The 2,630-nt window shown below is 39.0% G+C and carries 3 protein-coding genes; 2 read left to right on the top strand and 1 reads right to left on the bottom strand.

What is annotated here, in order from left to right:
• Positions 1–263 precede the first annotated feature (263 nt).
• Positions 264–1,532: an ATP-binding protein gene (locus ACESTD_RS18330; RefSeq protein ID WP_373159096.1), complete on the bottom strand. Its 1,269-nt coding sequence runs from the start codon at positions 1,530–1,532 to the stop codon at positions 264–266.
• 355 nt (positions 1,533–1,887) lie between these two features.
• On the opposite strand from ACESTD_RS18330, the gene ACESTD_RS18335 reads away from it, so the two are divergent.
• Together ACESTD_RS18335 and ACESTD_RS18340 are read left to right on the top strand one after the other, a co-directional pair.
• Positions 1,888–2,184 carry a DUF4134 domain-containing protein gene (locus ACESTD_RS18335; protein ID WP_007664658.1) on the top strand — a complete coding sequence of 99 codons (297 nt, stop codon included), beginning with the start codon at positions 1,888–1,890 and terminating at the stop codon, positions 2,182–2,184.
• A gap of 1 nt (position 2,185) precedes the next feature.
• On the top strand, positions 2,186–2,518 hold the full coding sequence (locus tag ACESTD_RS18340; RefSeq protein ID WP_373159097.1) for a DUF4133 domain-containing protein: 333 nt from the start codon (positions 2,186–2,188) through the stop codon (positions 2,516–2,518).
• The last annotated feature ends 112 nt before the right edge of the window (positions 2,519–2,630 follow it).

The following is a 2,630-nucleotide window of genomic DNA, read 5'->3' on the forward strand; positions in this document are numbered from 1 at the left end:
CAAAGCTATTAAATAAAAAATACGGAACCCATACTGAATCCCGTATTTTACATTTACACAAAATATTTTATAGTGCCAATTTATGTAATAAACATTCTTTTTTCATTGTTTATATATTTGGTTAACTGGGCTGGCACTCCGATGTGAATAGGGGTGTCAGCGTTTATATGTGTATTCAGCTACTCCAATTAACAAGTAAGGCAAGTATCGTAAAGCCTTGCGCTTTATGATTCTTGCCTTGCTATTAGTAAATTAAATAAGATTTATTTGTTAAGCAACCACTCTGTAGCAGGAACAACATTTATGGTGTAACCATCCTCCTCAATTGTTTCTTGTTCTTCAAATGTTACAAGCGTAAGATTATTGCACTTTAGTTTCTTGGCTGCATTCTTCAAACCTCTAATCTCTCTATTGCGTGTCTTTTCAGTAGAGATATCGTATGATACCTGTATCAAATCTTGCACATTGCCATCTTTTGCTATAACAAAATCAACTTGCGAAGATGTTTCCTTATAGTAGAAAACATCACAAAAGAGTGGCTTATAGCGACGCATCAGCTCAATGCATACTATATTCTCCAACTTCCAGCCGAGATTTTCCAATGAGAAATTATCCTTGCGTTCTGTGACAAATGCAGTATCCACTACATAAACCTTTTCGTTTCTTACACGATCTTTACTTTTATATGAGAAACGATTTACTCCTACCAATAGAAAAGCCTCTTTAAGGTAGGAATAATAGTTCTCAGCCGTATGATTTGATACTCCGAATAATTCTCCTACCGTTTTTGCGACAAATTCCTGACAATAATTATCGGCAAGATAAGCTGCGATTCTTCGTAATGCTTCCACATTGCGAACTTTGAAACGTTTTGCTATATCATTCTTGATGATGGCATCCAATAATCCGTTAATGTAACCTCTACGATTACTTTCATTGAACAATTCCGGGAATCCGCCTTGTAGAAGATATTCATGTAGGGTACTTTTGCGAATACCCTTCGCTTTTGTTGATAGCGAAGTGGTATCTATCTTTTTCATTGTACAATACTCGGAGTATGAGAAAGGATAGAGTTCTACCTTATTATTTCTTCCTGTCAGATGTGTACTTAATTCCTTACTGAGTAATTTAGAATTAGAACCTGTAATAAATAGATGCATTTTCTGGCGAAGCAATCGATTGACAAACAATGGCCAGCTTTCTATATTCTGTATCTCATCAAGGAACAGATATTTGAACTCTCCATAAGTCATATATAATGCTTCAAGCAAATGGTCTAAATCACTTGCCTTCATATCCTCCATTCGGTCATCATCAAAGTTTACATAGGCAAAGTCAATCCCCTTTTGCTTAAGGAACATTTCGCATAATGTTGATTTTCCACATCGTCTGACACCTATCACCACCTGAGCTCGATTGCTCTTTAAGTCAAGTTGTGATTCTTCAGGACGTGGGCACAACTCCGAGTAATCATTCGCTAGCAACTCCTCACGCTGGTCTGCTACTATTGATAGTAATGTCTGAGTATTCATAATTCATATTATTTTACTGCAAAAATAATTCTATTTCCATAAAACAGCAAATTTTCCGTAATCTATTTCCATAAATAATGCGATTTATTTATTTCTATTTCCATAAATAGTGCAAATTATCATTTTCTATTTCCATAAATTCACTCTTCGATACAAAATCTATTTCAAATTTGGCACATCATTTATAACTCCTCACGACCTCTTTTCACCCCAAAATCCACCCTTCAAAACACCCCAACTATGACATCTGATGACACGTTATGACGTGTATAGACCGATTTGAAAATCAATGGATTAAGTGCTATATATTCGCAGTCGAAATCACTTTTTGTATAACTAAAAAACATTTCGACGTATGAAGAAAAAAGTATTATTCGCAGCAGCATTTATGCTTGCAACAGTGAGTGCATTTGCACAGGGTAACGGTATCGCAGGTATCACCGAGGCTACCAACATGGTAACATCGTATTTCGATCCCGGTACCAAGTTGATTTACGCAGTGGGAGCCGTAGTCGGTCTTATCGGTGGCGTGAAGGTCTATTCGAAGTTCTCTTCGGGCGACCCCGATACCTCGAAGACCGCAGCCTCTTGGTTCGGTGCCTGTATCTTCCTGATTGTAGCCGCCACCATCTTACGTTCATTCTTCCTCTAATATGGCGGTCTATCAAATCAACAAAGGGATTGGTCGTAGCCCCGAGTTCAAGGGGCTACGCAGCCAATACCTCTTCATCTTCGCTGGCGGTCTGCTCGCCATACTCATAGCCTTTATGGTGCTGTATATGGCAGGCGTGAACCAATGGATATGTATCGCACTGGGTATCATCTCCGCTTCGGTACTTGTCTGGGCGACCTTCCACCTCAATGCCAAGTATGGCGAGTGGGGTTTGATGAAGATGCAGGCTGCAAAGAACCATCCCCGCTACATCATCAACCGCAAGCGATTCTTGCGATTGATTATTCCTAACCTCAAAAACAGAAAGTCATGAGAAATGTAATGAAAGCAGCTACCCTCGAAAGCAAGTGGAAAATCCAGTGTAAGCTGCCCCCTAAAACCAAGCGATTCTGCCCCCTTAAAACATTCAACAATGCCCCCTTAAA

It is taken from the genome of Bacteroides sp. AR20 (genome assembly GCF_964250605.1).
In the GTDB taxonomy this organism is placed as follows: Bacteria; Bacteroidota; Bacteroidia; order Bacteroidales; family Bacteroidaceae; genus Bacteroides; species Bacteroides uniformis.